General features: G+C 38.7%; 1 protein-coding gene and 1 pseudogene. Both read right to left on the reverse strand.

Going from position 1 to position 741, the window contains the following annotated elements:
- Positions 1 to 551 (reverse strand): transposase family protein (locus FC90_RS06795; protein WP_476737429.1); only part of this gene is annotated, 551 nt, incomplete at its 3' end.
- Positions 548 to 741: pseudogene (locus FC90_RS09350) on the reverse strand (helix-turn-helix domain-containing protein); the annotation flags it as partial. The gene FC90_RS06795 and the pseudogene FC90_RS09350, both read right to left, overlap by 4 nt.

Consider the following 741-nt stretch of genomic DNA (forward strand, 5'->3'; position numbering starts at 1 on the left):
TCTGCTTCACTAGTTTCGGTAAGGCTTAGATGATAGGACAACAGTCGCCGACCATAAAGATCCAAAACGCCACTTAAACGAACTTTATATTCGCCATTTATGCCATACGAAAGTTCTGTTGAATCGGCTAACCAAACTTGGTTAGGTCTACTCACATTAAAATTTTGATTGAGAAGATTATCTTGAATATATTGTTCTGATTGCTTCACACGGTTATGCTTCTTCGGATGTACTAAACACCGAATGCCTAGTTCTCGCATAACTCTTCGAACTTGTTTAAAAGTAACGGGAAAAGTAATTGATGCGTCAGCTTGTAAATTCACTAACATATTTCCAGCACCGATTCCTTGTAGATTGAAGTCAAACCAGTATTGAGTGCGTTCTTTAAGTTGTTTATTACGTGTCTCCCAAACAGTTTCTAGTCTTTTTAACCCTTTGTTATAGGCTTGACGGCTAACACCAATTATTTTTAGGAGTTTGGTGATCGCGCCATGCTTTCCTTGGCTAACATCTTTAATCGCGTAGTATGCTAGCTGTCTTTGTTTATTCACCCCTTGCGCTGAAGTTCCTGATATTTTTTTATGAATACCGCATATAATTTCTGGTCTTCAATCTGACTCTCTAACTCGCGAATCCGTAGGTTCGCCTTATCTAAATCTGTTAGTTCTGATTGTGTTTTATGATGACCGCGATTATCAACGAGTGTTTCATAACCACCTTGTTGTGCTTTAAGAACCCACG

It is taken from the genome of Latilactobacillus graminis DSM 20719 (assembly GCF_001436415.1).
GTDB classification, from domain to species: Bacteria; Bacillota; Bacilli; order Lactobacillales; family Lactobacillaceae; genus Latilactobacillus; species Latilactobacillus graminis.